Annotated in this window: 17 protein-coding genes; 1 reads left to right on the top strand and 16 read right to left on the bottom strand. The window is 61.7% G+C overall.

What is annotated here, in order from left to right:
* Positions 1-201: 201 nt before the first annotated feature.
* The 16 genes from lpxC to ACXYMP_RS14020 form a co-directional block, all read right to left on the bottom strand.
* Entirely contained in the window at positions 202-1,134 is a 933-nt protein-coding gene (gene lpxC / locus ACXYMP_RS13945) for a UDP-3-O-acyl-N-acetylglucosamine deacetylase (RefSeq protein ID WP_298566597.1), read from the bottom strand.
* Between the two features lie 484 nt (positions 1,135-1,618).
* Positions 1,619-3,292 carry a cell division protein FtsZ gene (gene ftsZ / locus ACXYMP_RS13950; RefSeq protein WP_298566595.1) on the bottom strand — a complete coding sequence of 558 codons (1,674 nt, stop codon included), beginning with the start codon at positions 3,290-3,292 and terminating at the stop codon, positions 1,619-1,621.
* A gap of 234 nt (positions 3,293-3,526) precedes the next feature.
* A complete protein-coding gene (gene ftsA / locus ACXYMP_RS13955) occupies positions 3,527-4,861 on the bottom strand; it encodes a cell division protein FtsA (protein WP_458907045.1) in 1,335 nt (444 codons plus the stop codon).
* Positions 4,858-5,766 carry a cell division protein FtsQ/DivIB gene (locus ACXYMP_RS13960; RefSeq protein ID WP_458907047.1) on the bottom strand — a complete coding sequence of 303 codons (909 nt, stop codon included), beginning with the start codon at positions 5,764-5,766 and terminating at the stop codon, positions 4,858-4,860. The genes ftsA and ACXYMP_RS13960 overlap by 4 nt, the downstream gene beginning before the upstream one ends.
* Positions 5,754-6,668 (bottom strand): D-alanine--D-alanine ligase, encoded by a 915-nt coding sequence (locus ACXYMP_RS13965; RefSeq protein ID WP_298566789.1) that lies wholly within the window; start codon positions 6,666-6,668, stop codon positions 5,754-5,756. Before ACXYMP_RS13965 ends, ACXYMP_RS13960 begins: the two co-directional genes overlap by 13 nt.
* A 231-nt stretch (positions 6,669-6,899) precedes the next feature.
* Positions 6,900-7,832, bottom strand: coding sequence for a UDP-N-acetylmuramate dehydrogenase (murB, locus tag ACXYMP_RS13970; RefSeq protein ID WP_458907050.1), 933 nt, complete (start codon positions 7,830-7,832; stop codon positions 6,900-6,902).
* Position 7,833: 1 nt separating this feature from the next.
* Entirely contained in the window at positions 7,834-8,079 is a 246-nt protein-coding gene (locus ACXYMP_RS13975; protein WP_298566591.1) for a DUF2484 family protein, read from the bottom strand.
* Positions 8,076-8,315: a DUF2484 family protein gene (locus tag ACXYMP_RS13980; RefSeq protein ID WP_298566590.1), complete on the bottom strand. Its 240-nt coding sequence runs from the start codon at positions 8,313-8,315 to the stop codon at positions 8,076-8,078. Before ACXYMP_RS13980 ends, ACXYMP_RS13975 begins: the two co-directional genes overlap by 4 nt.
* Positions 8,312-9,517 (bottom strand): APC family permease, encoded by a 1,206-nt coding sequence (locus tag ACXYMP_RS13985; RefSeq protein WP_298566589.1) that lies wholly within the window; start codon positions 9,515-9,517, stop codon positions 8,312-8,314. The genes ACXYMP_RS13980 and ACXYMP_RS13985 overlap by 4 nt, the downstream gene beginning before the upstream one ends.
* Positions 9,518-9,560: 43 nt before the next feature.
* Positions 9,561-10,976, bottom strand: coding sequence for a UDP-N-acetylmuramate--L-alanine ligase (murC, locus tag ACXYMP_RS13990; protein WP_298566588.1), 1,416 nt, complete (start codon positions 10,974-10,976; stop codon positions 9,561-9,563).
* A gap of 51 nt (positions 10,977-11,027) precedes the next feature.
* Complete coding sequence (locus ACXYMP_RS13995; RefSeq protein WP_298566586.1) at positions 11,028-12,146, bottom strand: UDP-N-acetylglucosamine--N-acetylmuramyl-(pentapeptide) pyrophosphoryl-undecaprenol N-acetylglucosamine transferase; 1,119 nt, start codon at positions 12,144-12,146, stop codon at positions 11,028-11,030.
* Complete coding sequence (gene ftsW / locus ACXYMP_RS14000; protein ID WP_298566585.1) at positions 12,143-13,312, bottom strand: putative lipid II flippase FtsW; 1,170 nt, start codon at positions 13,310-13,312, stop codon at positions 12,143-12,145. Before ftsW ends, ACXYMP_RS13995 begins: the two co-directional genes overlap by 4 nt.
* 176 nt (positions 13,313-13,488) lie before the next feature.
* A complete protein-coding gene (locus tag ACXYMP_RS14005; RefSeq protein ID WP_298566584.1) occupies positions 13,489-14,415 on the bottom strand; it encodes a DMT family transporter in 927 nt (308 codons plus the stop codon).
* 101 nt (positions 14,416-14,516) lie between these two features.
* Positions 14,517-15,950 (bottom strand): NAD(P)(+) transhydrogenase (Re/Si-specific) subunit beta, encoded by a 1,434-nt coding sequence (locus ACXYMP_RS14010; protein WP_458907055.1) that lies wholly within the window; start codon positions 15,948-15,950, stop codon positions 14,517-14,519.
* Positions 15,951-15,963: 13 nt separating this feature from the next.
* Positions 15,964-17,535, bottom strand: a complete 1,572-nt coding sequence (locus tag ACXYMP_RS14015) for a Re/Si-specific NAD(P)(+) transhydrogenase subunit alpha (protein ID WP_248363319.1) — start codon at positions 17,533-17,535, stop codon at positions 15,964-15,966.
* Between the two features lie 178 nt (positions 17,536-17,713).
* Positions 17,714-18,172: a methyltransferase family protein gene (locus tag ACXYMP_RS14020; protein ID WP_248363321.1), complete on the bottom strand. Its 459-nt coding sequence runs from the start codon at positions 18,170-18,172 to the stop codon at positions 17,714-17,716.
* 141 nt (positions 18,173-18,313) lie between these two features.
* Here ACXYMP_RS14020 and kynU point away from each other — a divergent pair, with 141 nt between their 5' ends.
* Positions 18,314-19,516, top strand: a complete 1,203-nt coding sequence (gene kynU / locus ACXYMP_RS14025; protein ID WP_458907058.1) for a kynureninase — start codon at positions 18,314-18,316, stop codon at positions 19,514-19,516.

Genomic DNA, 19,516 nt, shown 5'->3' on the forward strand with positions numbered 1-19,516 from the left:
ACCGAAAGATCCGACTTGTTCCTGCTTGTCCTAGCACAGAAATTTTCGAGGCAAAATGGTTTGCTATGCAAATTTCGCGCCTTGGGGTCACATGGTTTGTCGCAGGGCAACACTGTCTTTGCCGAAAAACGCAAAATGCCACGCTGAAACGACGTGGCATGTGGGTCTTAAACACCCGTAGCGCGATGCGTTGACGAAGGCTCAAGCCGACATAGGCAGGTCGGATTTGCGCACACCGACACCCGGCAAACGCCGCGATGCGTTGTCGTCACATTCCACAAGCCGCCAGGCGCCGGGCGTATCAAACAACACACGCAAAAGTTTGTTGGTCATCGCATGTCCGGCCCGGTGGCCCACATAACGCGCTTTCAGCGGCGCGCCGGCCAAGGCCAGATCACCCAGTGCATCCAGCATTTTGTGGCGCACGGCTTCGTTGGCGCGGCGCAACCCGCCGGGGGACAGGACCTGATCACCATCCACGACGACCGCGTTGTCATAAGTGCCGCCAAGGGCCAGTCCGGCATTGCGCATCGCTTCGACATCAGCCTGACGGCAGAAGGTGCGGCAATCGCTCAATTCACGCACGAAGTTGCCGTTCGACATATCAAGGCGCATTTGCTGTGTGCCGATCGCTGCGTCGGGGAACGAAATGTAAAAGTCGATCTCGAACCCGTCTGACGGCTCAAGCCGCGCCCAGGCGGCGTCGTCGCCATCACCTTCGCGATATTCGACGGCCTCAAGCACTTCGATCATCCGCGCCGGGGCTGCCAATTCACGCACCCCTGCCTTGACCAGCCCATCCACGAAACGCGCCGCGCTGCCGTCCATGATCGGCACTTCCGGCCCATCCAGTTCAATCAGCGCGTTGTGAATGCCACAGCCCGCAAGCGCGGCCATGATGTGTTCGATTGTCTTGACTTCGACCCCGGCGTCGTTGCGGATCAACGTGCACAGCGGCGACGGCACACCCGATGCCCAATGCGCAGGGATCAGATTATCGCACCCCGCGACATCGACACGTTTGAACCAGATCCCATATTCTGCCGAGGCGGGCTGGACACGCATACGCGCCGGACGCCCCGAATGGAGCCCGGTTCCGGTAAATGTGACAGTGCTTGCAACAGTCGTCTGCACTTGGCGCCTCTTAGATAGCCTCGGTCCGTCTGGCTTTGGCCCGCGCATGTCTGCGGCAACGGGCGGCCATTGTTCTGCCTCGCACCAGCGGCCGTGGTCGCAACGAACGCAGCGTGGAGTGTCACTGCCTCGATGCGCCCTTGGCCGGCCCGGAAACCGGGTGGTCATCTGGCCCCACACTTCAGCCCTTGAACAAGACTTCTGCAGGACGCCTCTGGCGCGAACCGGCCCATTTGACCGATGACCCAGAGGTAAGTCTTGCCCGGCGCAATCTCAATTCAAACCTCTGTAATGGTTTGTAACATCACCACACGCGTCGCGCCGACGCTGGAAGCCATCTTAAGTAAGGACAATAAGTCTTTGTTTCTAAAGGTAAAGGGCCAGCCTTTCGGCTGACCCTTGTGTCTTGTCCTGGCTGTGTCCAACCGGCACCAAACCGCCGAATTGAACGACTTGCGCGGGATCAGCCCCCGCGCCGAGTCGATCAGTTGGCCTGACGGCGCAGGAACGCGGGGATCTCGACCTTGTCTTGGTCGGGATCGGGTGCCGCTGTTTGCGGCTGCGCAGGCTGCTCGGATTGCACCGGAGGCTGGTTGCGCACCTGATCTTCAGCACCTGCAGCACCTGACCCGGTCATCCGGTTGATCAACGAATTGATCCCGAAACGTGGTTTATCCGAAGCGGAACCTGTCGGATGCGCGGGCTGTTGGACAGGGGTTTGACCCTGCTGCTGCGCCCGGGGTTGGTTGTGCACCGCAGCTTGCAGGCGGGCCATCGCCTCGGGCGACGGGGTTCCCGGTGTCGGCGCTTTGGGGGCGACGAACTGTGCAATGCCGGGTTCTTCACCATAGCTTGCTGCAGCGGGGGTGGCTTCAACTTCGTTTTCAGCCGGCTGATACGCGGGCGGGGGAATGTCGCCGCCAGCTTGCTCTGCCTGAAACACGTTTTCGCGGGCTTCATATGCTTGGGCGGGGTCCGCCGCAGAGGCCGCGGGCTCCATGTCGCCAAACAGCGTTGGTTCAGTGGTGGCTTCTGCGGCCACGGCTGCTTCAGGTGCCGGCGCGTTATCGATCGCGGCGGCCGCGGCCACAGCCTCAGGCGCTTCCAGCTCCATCTTCTGCTCCACATCATGGGGCGCTTGCAGCGGTGACGCCAAGCTGCGACGCGGCACCGGCATTTCGGTGTTCACGTCGACCGCGTCGATGCCAGTAGCGACCACGGACACGCGCATCGCGCCTTCCATGTCGGTGTCCAGCGTCGAGCCGACGATGATGTTGGCGTCCTGATCCACTTCTTCGCGGATGCGGTTGGCTGCTTCGTCCAGTTCGAACAGCGTCAGGTCGTAGCCGCCGGTGATGTTGATCAACACACCCTTCGCGCCACGCAGGCTGATTTCGTCCAGAAGCGGGTTGGCAATGGCTTTTTCGGCGGCCTGAATGGCACGATCTTCGCCATTGGCTTCGCCGGTGCCCATCATGGCTTTGCCCATCTCGTCCATCACGGCGCGGACATCCGCGAAGTCGAGGTTGATGAGACCGGGACGAACCATCAGGTCCGTTACACCCTTAACGCCTTGATAAAGCACGTCATCGGCCATCGAGAAGGCCTCGGTAAAGGTCGTTTTCTCATTGGCCAGACGGAACAGGTTCTGGTTGGGGATGATGATCAGCGTGTCGACCATCTTTTGCAGGGCTTCCACACCGTCTTCGGCCTGACGCATCCGTTTTGCGCCTTCGAATTGGAACGGTTTGGTGACAACGCCAACGGTCAGCACACCCAGTTCACGCGCGGCTTGCGCGATGATCGGGGCAGCGCCGGTTCCGGTGCCGCCGCCCATACCGGCGGTGATGAAACACATATGCGCGCCAGCAAGGTGGTCGACGATCTGTTCGATCGATTCCTCAGCTGCGGCTGCGCCGACGGATGCGCGCGCGCCTGCGCCCAATCCTTCTGTCACTTTCACACCCATCTGGATGCGGTCTTTCGATCGCGAATGCTGCAATGCCTGCGCGTCGGTGTTGGCCACTACGAATTCTACGCCCTCGAGTTCCTTCTCGATCATGTTGTTGACAGCGTTGCCACCGGCACCGCCCACGCCAAACACCGTGATCCGAGGTTTCAACTCTTCCTGACCGGGCATGGTAAGGTTCAAAGTCATGATTTGTCCGCCTGTCTATGTCCGCGCCGCACCGATGTTCCCCGATGGCGGCAAATATGGTCTTTTAATTCCGACTGAATCGCCGGTTACTGCCTCATTTGGGTCATGTTACCCCATGAAAGCGCCCTTCGTCACGCCCTAATGGCGCCCAAAGCCGCAAAATATTGGGGGAATCGAAAGGTTTTCAGCAGGATTTCGCCGAACGCACCGCATATTGGGGGTTCGTGGGTCAGATCACCAATTGTCCTTGAACCACTTCAAGGCCCGTCGCAGGCTTCGCGATGGGTAGGTGTCGGCCGGAATGTCAAAATCCCACCATTCGTCCTGGGGATGCGCTGCAAACAGGCACAGCCCCACCGCCGAGGCAAACCCCGCCCCCGTGGCCGCCTGTGGCAGCCCCTGCACCCGCAGCGGTCGCCCGATGCGCACCTGTTGACCCAGAATTTTCGGGGCAAGCCCATCCAGCCCGGGGATCTGGCTGCCGCCACCTGTCAGCACGATTTGCTGGCTTGGCAAATGCTCAAAACCCGAGGCGTCCAGGCAGCCGCGCACCTCTTCTAGAATTTCCTCGACGCGCGGGCGCATGATGCCGATCAGCTCGGCCCGGCTGACCGTGCGCCGGTCATGTTCCCAATCGCCGGTGTCGCCGCCGATCTCGATCATTTCGCGATCATCCATCCCGGTGGCCACGACGCCGCCATAGAAGGTCTTGATCCGTTCGGCCGTGGACAACGGCACCTGAAGACCTTTCGAAATGTCCGAGGTCACATGATCGCCACCCAACCGCACGCTGTCGGAATAAATCATGTGCTTTTTCATGAAGATAGACAGGCCAGTTGATCCACCGCCCAGATCAATACAGGCCGCACCCAGTTCTTGTTCATCTTCCACCAGCGCCGAAATGCCCGACACATAGGCCGAGCTGGCCAGCCCCGCCAGTTCAAGATCACACCGCTTGATGCAGTAAAGCAGGTTCTGGATCACCGCGCTGTCCACGGTCATCACATGCATATCAACCGCCAGCCGGTTGCCGATCTGCCCGCGCGGATCGCCAAGCCCCGAACGATGATCAAGCGCAAAATTCACCGGCTGCGCGTGCAGGACTTCCCGCCCTTCGCCGATATCGGGCATGTCACAAGACGCCAGCACACGAGCCACGTCATCTTCTGTCACGGCAGTATCGTTCAGGTCGACCGCACTGGCCAGACCGTAGGACCGGGGATTGGCGCCTGAGAAACAGGCGATCACATGATCGACCCGGATATTGGCCATCTTTTGCGCAGCCTGAACCGCGGTGCGGATGGCGCGTTCGGTTTCCTGCATCGCGTCGATTTCGCCAAAGCGCACCCCGCGCGATCGTGTGGTCGACGCCCCGATGACCCGAAACGCGCTTTGTCCTGCCATGGCGCCGATGCCGTCACTGTCGCGAAACTGGCCGGGGCCGTCGAAGCGCAGGATCAGGCATCCGATCTTCGAGCTGCCGACATCCAGAATGGCAATCACGCCCCGCTGCATGGCGGCTTCTCGCATCGAGCGCATGGCGCGCTGTTGGCTGTAAAGGTCGGTCATTGCGAGGTCTCTCCGAATTCAAGTCCCTTGATCCGGCGCAGTTCCTCGACCGCAGGGTCGGCAAGGCGCAGCGTCGGGCGCAAGGGGTTTCTCATATCAACAACGGTCAGATCACGGGCCAACACGTCTTGCGCCTGATGCAGGGCAATAACCTGCTCCAGGGCTGCAACGGGGTCATCCGTGGGCAAAAGAATGCGCTGCTTGGTGCCCAGCACGATGTCCCAGCGGCGTTCACCAACGCGCACAAGGCCGCGCAAATCCGCCCCAAGCGGGCGTGCGGTCGCGATCAGCGCCAGCGCTTCATCCACCGCCTTGTCGGCCCCAGCCCCAGCGATCAGCGGAAGATCCGGGCGCCCATCGCGCGCCACCATGCTGGCCACCCGGTGACCGGTCTTGTCCAACAGATCCAGAATGCCTTCGTGGCGCCAGACGATGACGGGTTGGCGTTCTGTAATGGCCACCTCGAGCACGCCACCGGGGCGCACGCGCAATTCGGCTTTTTCAATGACATCAAGCTTTGAGATTTCCTGACGCATCACCTCAAGATCCAGATCAAAGCTGGAGATCGGAAATTCGATCGGCAGCATCTGACGCACGGCGTCGGCCACAACCGGGCTGGCACCTTCGACGGCCATCAGCTTGACCATGAATTCCGGGCGTTCCTGCACAGACCTCTGGATCTGGGCCAGCTTTTCCCCAATCGCATAGCGGTTGGTCGGGTTGGCAAAATACCAGCCCGTCGCCATGAGCACCGCAAAGACTGGCAATCCGACGCGCAGAAAGGCGCGAAACACCGGGGTCAGCCAAAGCCGGTGCACCTTGTAGGCCAGACGCGACGGCGCAGGATCGCGGCGAACGGCCCCCTGCCCCGTCTCAGCCGATGGTCTGGATCTTAGCGATCGCATGACGCGTCCTCCACCATCCAGGCACAAAACTGACTGAAGGAAATGCCCTTGTGCACCGCCTGTTCGGGCGAAAGCGAGGTTGGCGTCATGCCGGGCTGGGTGTTGGTTTCAAGGATGATCAACCCGTCCAGCCCGCGCGTTTCGTCCCAGCGGAAATCCGTGCGGCTGACACCGCGGCACCCCAGCACCTGATGGGCGCGCAGGGCGTAGTCCAGACAGGCGGCTTCGATGTCGGCGGGAATGTCGGCGGGGAAAACGTGGCGCGAACCACCCTCGGCGTATTTCGCGTCGTAGTCATACCAGCCATCGGTCAGAATATCCGTCACCCCAAGAGCTGTGTCGCCCATCACCGAGGTCGTCATTTCGCGCCCCGGCGCATAGGTTTCGACCATCACCGTCTTGGGCATCGTCGGCGCCAGCTTGGGCGGAGAGTTCGCACCGTCCTGCACAATATAGATGCCGACCGAGCTGCCTTCGTTATAGGGCTTCACCACATAGGGCGGCTCCATCACATGGCGCGACCGCACATCGTCCGCCGAGGCCAGCACACTGTCCACAACCGGCAGGCCAGCCATCCGAAACGCATCCTTCGCGCGCTCCTTATCCATCGCCAGAGACGAGGCCAGAACACCGGAATGGGTATAGGGGATTTGCAGCCACTCCAGCAGGCCTTGCACGCAGCCATCTTCGCCCCAGCGGCCATGTAGTGCGTTGAACACCACATCAGGGGCTTCGGCGCGCAGCCGCTCGGCCAGATCGGGGCCCGCGTCAATCTCAACCACGTCATAGCCAGCAGTCCTCAGCGCCGCGCTGCATTCGCGACCCGAGCTCAAGGACACCTCCCGTTCGGCCGAAGGGCCGCCCAGAAGAACCACAACTTTCGAGACTGTCTTGCCCGACATGCCTACTTTTGCCTCGTCCGTGATCGCACAAAGCGACCAACTGCCCAGCCGTTTCCGGCGCCCATCCGCACATTGCGCGCGGCATTTTTCTTTATCGGAGGCTGTACCGCCCCTTTGATAACAGGGCTTTATGCCCCTTGTTTTCAAGGGCGTTTTGCCCCTTTCGACCAGCTCTTGTCGGCTGTGTCCGAAGGGCCTGCCCGACCCCGGTATCTGCGCGCGTCTACCAGCTTATTTGTCTGCCGGTTCACCCACGCGCATGATTTCCCATTGTAGCTTTATGCCACTGTGTTCGTAAACCTTTTTTCTGACCTCTTCGCCCAAACCTTCAAGGTCTGCGGCGGTGGCATCGCCAGTGTTGGTCAGGAAGTTTGCGTGCATCGGGTTCATCTGCGCCCCGCCCCGTGTGGCGCCGCGCATCCCTGCATCCTCGATCACCTTCCACGCCTTCAACTCGTGGCTGTCATCAGCGCGCCCGGTTGAACTGAAACCCGCCGGGTTGCGAAAGGTTGACCCTGCGGTGCGATCCTTGGTCGGCTGGGTTTCGTCGCGCTTGGCCAGTTGGGCCTCCATGCGGGCGGCCAAGGCGGCAGGATCACCCTTGGGTGCCTCGAAAACAGCGTGCGTGATCACCCAGCCCTCCGGCAGATCTGACTGGCGATATTGAAAGTTCAGATCATCGGCGGTCAACGTCACACGCTCGCCCGCCCGTGTGATCGCTTGTGCCTCAACAAACACGTCGGCCATATAGGCCCCATAGCACCCGGCATTCATCCGCACGGCCCCACCGATGGCTCCGGGAATGGTGCGCAGGAAAGTCAGGTCCACACCCGCATCTGCCGCTTTGCGCGCGACATGAGCGTCAAGTGCGGCGACACCTGCCGTGACGCGGTTGCCGTCGACCGTGATCCCGTTGAAGCCGCGTCCCAGCCGGATCACCACGCCACGAATGCCACCGTCGCGCACGATCAGGTTCGACCCGACCCCCATCGGAAAGACGGGCACATCCGGGTCGAGATCCGCCAGAAACCGGGCCAGATCATCTTCGTCTGCGGGCATGAAAAACCATTCGGCAGGCCCGCCGACACGCAGCCATGTCAGGCCCGCCAGATCCTTGTCGCGCACCAGCGTTCCGCGCGTCTCTATTTGGTCAGGAAGGGCCATTTCAACCTCGCATTCTGCGCAGCCACCGGGTCAGGTAGATCACGGGCCAACGCAAGATGGACATCGCCCCTGCCAGCACCAAGACCCCGACCACCGGGCCATTTTCAAAAAACACGTAACCCAATAGCGGAATGCCCACGGCAATCAACCCGTAAGCAGCAGGCCAGTGATGGTGGCGCGACGGAAACAGAGCAATCATCTGCGCGACAACCGCCCAGAAACACGCAAGGATCAGCGAAAGGCTCATGTCCGCCCCAGAGATCTGCGCGCCAGATACCACAAGGGGCGGCGAAACATCGACACGAACCCGACGACGCCGATGCCAGCCCAAAGCCAGCCATGCAGCACGCCGATCCACCCGATCAGAGCCGGTGCGGCGACCAAAAGCACCAATCCCGGCGCGAACTGGCGACGCATTGGCAGAAACGCCACCGCCGTTGCGGCCAACACCCAAAGGGCGGCTGCGATGAGGGCCGGGCTCATGATACCACCGTTGGCAGAAACGACGCCGCCAGCGCCACGAGCGCTGCAAACAATCCCACCCACGGCACCCAGCGTGCGGTGCGGAAGGGGGCGTCGGGCGCTTTGCGCTTCAACGCGATCAGCGCGATATTCACGACGGCGAAGACCACCAGCAACACGCCCGAGGTGACCTCGGCCAGATCCGCGACGGGCAGCGCAAGGGCAGCCCCGATAACGGCCAGACCGACCAGAAACGTCGCCAGCACCGGCGTGCCGAACTTGGGATGCGCGCGGTAAAACAGGCCCAGCATAGGTTCGCGGCGACCCAGCCCGAACAACACACGTGCCGCCATGACGATCTGTGCCAGAACGCCGTTCAGCGCCGCCACGACGGCAATCGCGCCCAATACGACAGGGGTGGTTGTGAAGCCTGCCTCCCACACCAGAACCAGCGGCTGGTCCGAGGCCGCAAGGTCATCGACCGGCACGACACGGATCGCTGCCAGCGCCACCAGCGCATAAAGTGCGGTGGTCACCACCAGTGAAATCAGGATGGCGCGGGGCACGATACGGGTGGGGTCGCGGGTTTCTTCGGCCATGTTCACAATGTCTTCGAACCCGATAAAGGCAAAGAACGCCAGCGCCGCAGCCCCGGCCACACCCGGCCAGTAAGGCGGCGGCAAGGTCGCGATATCCGCCACCGTGGGTGCAGAAAACCCCGCCCAGATCACCGCGCCCAGTCCCAAAAGCTCTACCACCGTGAACAGGGCGGCCAGTGACAGGCTTTCCAGCACGCCAATCGCCGCCACGCCTGCCAAGGCAACGCCAAAACCGACAATCGCCCAAGCGGCCGGGACATCGACGATCGAGGTCAAATAGCCCACCCCGCCCCGCAGCACTGCCGCCGCCGACACCGAACCCGCCACGACGATCGCCAACCCAATCAGCACCGCCAGCAGATGGCTGTTCAGCCCCTTTTCGACGAACGCGGCCTCGCCCGAGGCTTCGGGGATGCGCGAGCTGAGTTCGGCATAAGACAAGGCCGAAGGGGCCGCGACCAGCCCCGCCATCAAAAACGCCAACGGCGCCCAGATCCCGGCTTCGGCCGCGACCGCACCGACCAGCACGTAAATGCCTGCGCCGACCATGACGCCGACGCCATACATGGTCAGCAGCCCAAGGCCTAGATTTCGCTTGAGCGGCGCTGCTTCTGGTCGTTTCATATGTCGGACTCGGTCAAGCAATCACCTGTTGATAGGGCCGGTTTCAACCGCCCGCGGACGCCGTTTGCAACCGCTCTGCAAGACGGTTCGCCCAGGCCGAGATCGTCCCGGCCCCAAGGCACACCACCATGTCGCCCGGCTTGGCGTATTCGCGCACTAGTGCGCTTAGCGCCTCTTCGTCAGGCACCGCCAGGGCATGGCGGTGTCCATGCGCCACCAGGCCCGCGACCAGATCGTCGCGGCTGGCGCCTTCGATCGGGTCTTCGCCTGCGGCATAGACATCGGCAATGCCCACCACGTCTGCCTCGTTGAAACAGCCACAGAAGTCTTCGAACAGGCCATGCAGGCGCGAATACCGGTGCGGTTGGTGGATGGCGATCACACGCCCGTTGGTCGCTTGGCGCGCGGCCTTGAGAACCGCTGCGATTTCCACCGGGTGATGGCCGTAATCGTCGATAATGGTCACGCCGTTCACCTCGCCCACGCGGGTAAAGCGGCGGTTCACACCCCCGAACGCCTTGAGGGCTGCGCGAATCTCGTCGCGTTTCATGCCCAGATGGCGTGACACGGCGACGGCCGCCAGCGCGTTCGAGACGTTGTGATCGCCCGGCATTGGCAAGGTGCAACCGTCGATCCGTGTGCCTTCGTTGTTCAGCTCGATGTCGAAATGGGCCACGCCCGCTTCATAGCGCAGGTTCACCGCGCGCACATCCGCTTGGGCATTGAACCCAAAGGTCACCACACGTCGGTCGGTGATCTTGCCAACCAGCGATTGCACCTCGGGGTGGTCGGTGCAGCACACAGCAAGCCCATAGAAGGGAATGTTCGACACGAAATCCAGAAAGCCCTGACGCAGCGTATCGAAGTCACCCCAGTGTTCCATATGTTCGGGGTCGATATTGGTGATGATGGCAATGGTGGCAGGCAGGCGGTTGAATGTGCCGTCGCTTTCATCAGCTTCGACCACCATCCATTCGCCCTGCCCCATACGCGCATTTGAGCCATAGGCGTGAATGATCCCCCCATTGATCACCGTGGGGTCGATACCGCCATGCACCAACAATTCGGCCACCATGGTCGTCGTCGTCGTCTTGCCATGCGTGCCTGCGACCGCGATGTTGGATTTCAGGCGCATCAGTTCGGCCAGCATCTCGGCCCGGCGCACAACCGGCAAGCCGCGCGCGCGCGCGGTGTCCAGCTCCGGGTTGCCCGGCTTGATCGCGGACGAGATCACCACGACCTCGGCCCCCTCAAGGTTTTCCGCGCGTTGGCCGATGAAGATCTCGGCCCCAAGCTCGGCCAGCCGATCGGTGATCTTGGAGCGTTTCAGATCCGATCCCTGCACCCGGTAGCCATGGTTCAGCAACACCTCGGCGATGCCCGACATCCCGATCCCGCCGATCCCGACAAAGTGGATCATTCCCATTTCAGTGGGAAGCTTGGTGGCTGCAGCATTCATAAATCGACCTTCCAAAAAACAGGCGGCTTGATAAGTGTTCGTGGTGCGGGGTTACGCCGAAGGGGCGTGCGCCGTCAATTCCTCAACCAGTGCGACAAGCGCGGTCGTGGCATCGGGACGCCCCTGCGCCAGCGCCGCACGGGCCATCTGTTCGGCGCCTTGAGGGTGCTCCAGCACCATCGCGATCTGTTCACACAGCATTGCCGGATCAAGCCGGCTTTCCGGGATCAAAATCGCCGCACCCGCATCGACCAGACCACGGGCATTCGCCGTCTGGTGGTCTTCGGTCGCATGGGGATAGGGCACCAGAATGGACGGGCGACCAATGACCGAGATATCGGCAACAGAGGATGCCCCTGCCCGGCTGATCACCAGCTGCGCTTCGGACATGCGGCGCGGAATGTCGGTGAAAAACGGCTGCACGTCGGCCCGAATGCCATGCGCGTCATAGAAGGCTGTCACCCGCTCCAGATCCTCGTCGCGCGCCTGATGGCTGACCGAAACATGGCGGTGCAGATGTTCAGGCAAGGCCGCGATGGCGGCGGGAACAGCGTCCGACAAGGCACGCGCCCCTTGCGAGCCGCCGATCACCAGGATCGACATCGGATAATCGCCCGGCGCGATGTAGCCAGCGCCTTGACGGGCCATAACCTCGCCTCGGACCGGGTTTCCGGTGTGAATGCCATGCGCGCCGTTGGGCAGCGCGGTCGGCCATGTGCCACAGGCCACTGCCGTCACGCGGGTGGCAAAAAGCTTGTTTACCCGCCCCAGAACACCGTTTTGTTCATGGATCATGCGCGGCAAGCGCAGCACGGATGCAGCCGCCAACGCCGGAATGGTCGGATAGCCGCCAAAGCCTATGACGGCTTCGGGCCGGTCGCGCCGCATTTGCCATATCGCGCCCAGAATGCCCGCCCCTACGCGAAACGGCACCAGCAGCTTGGCCAGAAGACCGCCCCGCGAAAAGGTGGCAGAGCTGACTTCCTCTATTTCGACAACATGGGGAAACCCACTGGTATAGCGCGCGCCGCGGGCATCCGTGGACAGCTTGACCCGCCACCCCTTGCGCAGCATCGCTTCGGCCAGAGCCTGAGCGGGGAACATGTGCCCCCCGGTGCCGCCGGCCGCAATGATGAGCAGCGGTGTCTTGCGAATGGTCTTGGCGCTCATCGCCCTGCCCTTTGGTTGAACACATCCTGTATGCGGCCTTGCGGGCGGGTGCGGGTAAACGCCAGCAACATACCAAGCGCGATGCCCCCGGCGATCAGGGACGATCCGCCATAGCTGACAAAGGGTAGCGTCATGCCCTTTGCGGGCAAAAGCCGCACAGCCACGCCCATATTGATCAGCGCCTGAATTCCAAACATCGCGGCGAGTCCAGACCCGGCAAGGCGTGTAAACGTGTCGCGTTCACGGATCAGGCGCATGAAACTGCGCACCACGATGGTGGCGTAAAGCGCGATGATGACAAGGACCAGGATCAGGCCATATTCCTCGGCGGCGACGGCGATAATGAAATCGGTATGCGCATCAGGCAGCGACCATTTTACCTGACCCTCGCCGACACCAACGCCAAAAAATCCGCCTTCGCGGATGGCATTGGTGGCATAGCCAAGCTGGGTTGTCGGGTCCACGTCCGGGTTCAGAAAACCGTCGATGCGGCGGGCAAAGTGCTCGGAGTTATTATAGGCGAACATACCTGCCAGAACGACGATGCCAGCGGCCGCGGCCAAAAGCACAATCGGCGCACCGGCGAGAAAATACATCACGCCCCATCCAAACAGGATCAAGGCGGCTTGGCCAAAATCGGGCTGCATCGCCAGAAAACCCACGATCAACAACACAAGCCCCAGCGACATGCTACGCCCGGGCGGGCCATTGATTTCCTGACTGGCCGCCATCAACCACGCGGCAACCACGACAAAACCGGGCTTCAGGAACTCGGACGGCTGGATCGAGGCGAAGCCCAGCGAATACCAACGCGTCGCCCCCTTGCCGAAATCGGTGCCGAGCAGCGGCAACAGCATCACCGCAACCAAGGCCACGGCAAAGCCGACCACGCCAAGCCGGCGCACCAATTGTGGACTGAGCATGGTGGTGACAAACAGCGTGATCAGCGCGGCAAGACCAAAGACCAACTGCCGTTGCACATAGTGAAAATGGCCAAGCCCGTTGCGTTCCGCCAAGGGCGGCGACGCGGCCAGCCCCAGCAAGATGCCGATCCCGAACAGGATCAGGATGCACGACACCGACCACTTGTCGATCGTGCGCCACCACCGAGGAAGAATAGGGTCGCCGTCACGCGCGGGAACCGCGCCGTATACCATTTCTGTCATGCGAAAATGCCTGTCACTTGTCCGTACCGCTTATCTTCACCAACGGACGGCCCCGTTTTCGGGTGCTGCTACCGCTGATCCTCATTCGCCCGTCTGATGCGGGTCATTGCGCAAAGGATAGCTAGGTTTTCACCGTTTTTCCAGACAATTCGCGCCGCATGCCCACCCTTACGCAATCAACTGCCGGGTGGGCTGACGGCGCGCGATTTCGACCGGTCGCGGCCAAGCTGCGCTTCTCGCCAGATGATCACCATCCCGGCGCTGACGACGATGCCTGCGCCCACCAACATTTGCAGGGTCGGCAGTTCGCCAAAAAAGACGTATCCGAAGGCCAGCGCGAAGATCATCGACGTGTAGTCGAACGGCGCAATGGTCGACGCATCGGCATGGGTATAGGCGGTCGTCAGCATCAATTGGCCGACGCCTCCGGCAAGCCCCGCGCCCAGCAAAAGCGCAAACTCCCACGCCGTCGGCCAGACCCAGCCGAAAGGCAGTGACAGAAGGGACATACAGATCGCCGTCAGCGAGGCGTAGATCACGACGGTTGAGGGTGGATCAATGCCCACCAGCTTGCGCACAAGGATCTTGGCAACCGCCACGCAGCACGCGGCAATCAGCGCCAATACCGCCCCGAACGCCCTGAGCGCGTCAGCCTCGCCGCTGCCGCCAAAGCCTTCAAGCCGTGGCCATAGAATGACCAGCACACCGACCAGCCCCGCCAGCACCGCGCCGATGCGCACCATCCGCACCTGTTCACCCAAGAAGATCGCAGCAAGGATGACCGTGACAATCGGGGCGGCATAGAAGATCGCCGTAACCTCGGTCTGTGGCAGGTAGCCGAGCGCGGCAAAACTAAGCCCCATCGCCAACACACCAACCATGCCTCGACTGATATGACCCCACGGGTTTTGGGTGCGCAAAGCTGAATGCAGGCGCCCTTCATAGGCAAGCCAACCCAAGATCACCGGAAGCGCGAAGAACGACCGGAAGAACACCGCTTCGCCCACAGGAACATGGCCCGACACGGCTTTCACCATCGTCTGAAGCGAGATGAAGAAAGCCACCGAGCCGAGCTTTAGGGCGATGCCGCGAGAAGGGTTCATCCCCCTCGCTTAGCGCGTTTGCCTGACGGTTGGAAGCGAGAGGCCGTTGAAACGAAAAACGCCCCCGACATGCGGGGGCGTTCCTTGATCGTTGCTTTCGTCTAGTTGATCATCGTCAACAAGGTGTCCAGCGACTGTTTCGCGTCACCATAGAACATGCGCGTGTTTTCCTTGAAGAACAGCGGGTTTTCGATGCCCGAATAGCCGGTGCCCTGACCACGTTTTGACACGAAGACCTGCTTGGCCTTCCAGCATTCCAGAACCGGCATGCCGGCGATGGGGCTGTTGGGGTCTTCTTGGGCGGCCGGGTTCACGATGTCGTTCGAGCCGATGACGATGGCGACATCCGTATCAGGGAAGTCGTCGTTGATCTCGTCCATCTCAAGCACGATGTCGTAGGGCACTTTGGCCTCGGCCAGCAGCACGTTCATGTGACCGGGCAGACGCCCGGCGACCGGGTGGATCGCGAAGCGGACGTTTTTGCCCTTGGCGCGCAGGCGGCGGGTCAGCTCGGCCACGTTCTGCTGGGCTTGCGCCACAGCCATACCGTAACCGGGGATGATCACCACGCTGTCGGCGTCTTCCAAAGCAGCCGCCACACCATCGGCGTCGATGGCAATCTGCTCGCCTTCGATTTCCATGGCGGGACCAGAGGTGCCACCAAAGCCGCCCAGAATAACGCTAATGAACGACCGGTTCATCGCCTTACACATGATATAGGACAGGATCGCACCGGACGAGCCAACCAGCGCGCCCACAACGATCAGAAGGTCATTACCAAGGCTGAAACCAATCGCCGCCGCAGCCCAGCCTGAATAGCTGTTCAGCATCGACACAACGACGGGCATATCCGCGCCGCCGATGCCCATGATCAGGTGGTAGCCGATGAAGAAGGCGGCCAGCGTCATGATGAACAAAGGCAGAAAGCCACCGGTGTTGAAATACCAGATCAGGCAGATCAACGAGATGATCGCCGCGCCCGCGTTCAGCATATGCCCACCGGGCAGCTTTTCCGCAGCCGAGGTTACCTTGCCCGCCAGCTTGCCGTAGGCGATGACCGACCCGGTGAAGGTCACGGCACCGATGAACACGCCCAAGAACAGCTCGACCCGCAGGATGTTCTGCTCGACCGGCGTTTTATGCGCAAGAAGGGCTGCGAAGCCTTCAAGCCCGTGGCGGGCCTCTTCGTTCATCGACAACACGTTGCCCAGTTCGATATGGGCGTTGTAGCCCACGAATACGGCGGCCAGACCAACCAGCGAGTGCATCGCCGCCACAAGCTGAGGCATCTCGGTCATCTGGACCTTTTGCGCCACATAGGTGCCGATGATACCACCGCCGACGATCAGAAGGATCGACAACAGCCACAAGCCCGAACCGGGGCCAACCAGCGTGGCGACAACCGCCAGCGCCATGCCGACAATGCCATACCACACCGCGCGTTTCGCGCTTTCCTGTCCTGACAAACCGCCAAGGGAGAGGATGAAAAGAACTGCCGCAACAACATATGCGGCCGTGGTGAAACCAAATTCCATGATCCCTACCCCCTTAAGATTTCTGGAACATGGCGAGCATACGCCGTGTCACGAGGAAGCCACCGAAGATGTTGATCCCGGCCATGAAGATGGACACCGCCGCCAACAAGATCACAAGGAACGACCCCGACCCGATCTGCATCAGCGCGCCCAGAATGATGATCGACGAAATGGCGTTGGTCACAGCCATCAACGGCGTGTGCAGCGAGTGGCTGACATTCCAAATCACCTGGAAGCCCACAAACACGGCCAGCACAAACACGATGAAGTGCTGCATGAAGCTGGCCGGCGCATAAAGCCCCAGAAGCAGCATCAGCACGCCGCCTACACCCAGCAAAGTGAATTGCTGCTTGGTCTGCGCCTTGAACGCGGCTGCCTCGGCGGCAAGCTTTTCTTCGCGCGTCAGTTCCGGCACCACCGCTTTCGGCTTGGCCGCAATCGCTTGGATTTTCGGAGGCGGCGGCGGGAACGTAATCTCGCCCTGATGGGTGACCGTCGCACCGCGGATCACGTCATCTTCCATGTCGTGATTGATCTTGCCGTCCTTTTCAGGCGTCAGGTCAGTCATCATGTGACGGATGTTGTTGGCATAAAGCGAAGACGCTTGCGAGGCCATGCGCGACGGGAAGTCGGTATACCCGATGATGGTCACGCCATTGTCGGTCACGATCTTTTCGTCCGGGACGGTCAGCTTGCAGTTGCCGCCTTTTTCGGCCGCAAGGTCCACGATGACGCTGCCCGGCTTCATGGCTTTCACCATGTCCTCGGTCCACAACTCGGGTGCTTCGCGGTTCGGGATCAGCGCGGTGGTGATCACGATGTCCACTTCTGGCGCCAATTCACGGAACTTTGCCAACTGGGCTTCGCGGAATTCGGGGCTGGAGACCGAGGCGTAACCACCGGTGGCCGCGCCGTCCTGCTGGTCTTCCTCAAAATCGAGGTAGACGAATTCGGCGCCCATCGATTCAACCTGCTCGGCCACTTCCGGGCGCACGTCGAACGCGTAGGTGATCGCGCCCAGCGACGTCGAGGTGCCGATCGCAGCCAGACCCGCCACACCCGCACCGACAACCAGAACCTTGGCAGGGGGAACCTTACCAGCCGCTGTCACCTGCCCGGTGAAGAAGCGGCCGAAATTGTTGCCCGCTTCGATCACCGCACGGTAGCCCGCGATATTGGCCATGGACGACAGCGCGTCCATCTTCTGCGCGCGGCTGATCCGCGGCACCATTTCCATGGCGATGACATTCGCGCCCGAGGCTTTGGCCTTTTCCATCCCGGTCTCGTTGCCGCCGGGATTGAAGAAACTGATCAGCGTCTTGTCAGCCGACAAACGCTTGAGCTCCGTGTCGTTTGGCGGGCGCACTTTGGCGATGATGTCGGCCGCTTTCCACAGCGCGGCGGCGGTCTTGACGACCTCGACACCAGCCTCTTTGTAAGCTGCGTCCGAGAACCCCGCAGCGCTACCTGCCTTGGTTTCGATCACACAGTCATAGCCCAGCTTTTGCAGCATTTGGGCGCTTTCCGGGGTCATTGCGACCCGGTTCTCGCCCTCGAAAACTTCCTTGGGTACACCGATTTTCACAGTCTCTTCCTTCTCCCGTCGTGTGCCGATCGCGGGGCGTTCCCCGGTCCCGGCGGTTTGCTCTGCATCCTATACGCGGCCCGCGCGCAAGATGCTATCGTTACGGAGCGTATTGCGACAATATTGTTTCAATACGCGACTCGTCGTCTTTGGGCAATGCTGCTTTGCAGCACACCCTTTACACCCAGCGACGCACGCGCGCCGCCCATTGCGAATAGTCGTCCCCAAACCGGGCCAGCAGCCCAGCTTCTTCGCCCCGAATGAAGCGCTTGGTGATCAACCATACGAAAATTGGAACCACCACCAGCGCGGGCAAAACGTCCCACCTGAGCACTAGCCCCGCAAGGATCATCGCATCGCCCAGATAGATCGGGTTACGTGTCAGGCGATAGATCCCGGTTTTCAAAAATGACGTCGGCACCTCTCGCGGTATGACCGAGGTGCGGGCGCGCCGAAACTCCCACATCGCCAACCCCATCAGGCCGAAGCCAAATACGATCAGCGCATTGCCCAGCCCATGCGTCCAGCCCAACCCAAACCCCAGACCGGGGACAGCCCGGTCCAGCGCAAACGCAGCGCCGGCCAGCACCGCAAGCCAGACCGGCGGCATATCAAGCCAGTGCTTAAGGTTGCGCATCGGGGTCTCCGGTTTCGGTTTTGTCGCTTGGCGAAAGTTGTAACGGTTCGGATGCGATGTGCAACGCGATTTGCGCCCAAATGGGCTTGTTCGGCCCCGTGAAATCCATACTCTACGCTTGAAGCGTGTCAGGAGGGCGAGATGACGGATTTCAACGCAACCAAGCGGCTTTTTTCCCTGCCCGATAGCGTGACTTATCTGGACGGCAATTCACTTGGCCCCTTGCCTGTCGCCGCACAGGACCGGGTGGCGGCCTGCCTGCGCGATGAATGGGGCGAGATGCTGATCACCGGGTGGAACAAGGCGGGCTGGATGGCACAGCCGCGCGCCTTGGGCGACCGGATCGGGCGGCTGATCGGGGCCGCGCCGGGCAGCACGGTCGTGGGCGACACCCTGTCGATCAAGGTCTATCAGGCGCTGGCCTCGGCATTGGAGCTGCGTCCCGACCGCCGGGTGATATTGTCGGACAAAGGCAACTTTCCGACCGACCTTTACATGGCTGAAGGTTTGGTGCGCTCGCTGGGTCAGGGGCACCAGATTGAGACGCCCAGCCCCGAGGACGTTGCCGAGCGCATCACGGCGATCGGCAACGATCTTGCCGTTCTGATGCTGACAGAGGTCGATTACCGCACTGGGCGGCGCCACGACATGGCCGCGTTGATCCGGGCAGCTCACGCGGTCGGGGCCGTGGTGATCTGGGATCTGGCGCATTCGGCAGGCGCGTTCCCGGTTGATGTGACGGGCACGGATGCAGATTTCGCGGTCGGCTGCACCTATAAATACCTCAATGGCGGCCCCGGCGCGCCCGCGTTCATCTATGTCGCGCCCCGCCACGCGGATCGCATTCACCCTGCCCTGTCAGGATGGCTGGGCCACGACGCACCCTTTGCCTTCGACCCGGACTATCGCCCCGGCCCCGGCATCGACCGGATGCGCGTGGGCACGCCGCCCGTTTTGCAGATGGCCGCGTTGGACGCCGCGCTGGACATCTGGGACAACGTGGACATGGACGCCCTGCGCATCCAATCGGTCGCGCTGTGCGAGCGGTTCATTGAGGGGGTCGAGGCCGCCTGCCCTGACCTGACCCTTGCCAGCCCACGCGAGGCGTCCATGCGCGGCTCTCAGGTCAGCTTTCGGTTCGAACACGGCTATGCTGCGATGCAGGCCTTGATCGCGCGTGGCGTGATCGGCGATTTCCGCGCGCCCGACATCATGCGGTTTGGCTTCACGCCGCTCTACATCGACGAAGCGGATGTCGACAGGGCCGTTGAGATCTTGTCTGACATCATGGCGACCCGCCAATGGGACCGGCCCGAGTATCACACCCGGGCCGCCGTCACATAG

The sequence above is a fragment of the Aliiroseovarius sp. CAU 1755 genome (assembly GCF_054482655.1).